Origin of the sequence: Vibrio marinisediminis (assembly GCF_014050145.1) — a bacterium.
Classification (GTDB): Bacteria; Pseudomonadota; Gammaproteobacteria; order Enterobacterales; family Vibrionaceae; genus Vibrio; species Vibrio marinisediminis.
Map to the genome: position 1 here is coordinate 1 of NZ_JACFYF010000258.1, position 269 is coordinate 269.

General features: G+C 61.0%; 1 protein-coding gene. It reads left to right on the forward strand.

Annotation, left to right across the window (positions count from 1 at the left end; translation table 11 throughout):
• Positions 1-269, forward strand: a 269-nt coding sequence (locus H2O73_RS24035; protein WP_220457760.1) for a hypothetical protein, incomplete at both ends; no start/stop codon positions are given.

A 269-nucleotide genomic window follows, 5' to 3' on the forward strand; every position in this document is an offset into this window, starting at 1 on the left:
CGCGCCTTCGAATTGCTGAGCGACATTCCCACCAAGCTGATCTGTTTTTCCGATGACATGGACGGGTTTCGCAAGGTGCCCGGAAACGTGCCCATGCAGGAGGAGCTGCGCGCGGACCTGAACCTGCCGCTGACGAAGGTGCGCGACCCGTTCGGCACCCACGCGGGGTTCGCCCAGCACAACAATGCGCGGTTGTGCGAGTTCCTCGACAGTTTCGGGTTCGAGTACGAGTTCGCGAGTGCGACGGAGTATTACACCTCCGGCAAGTT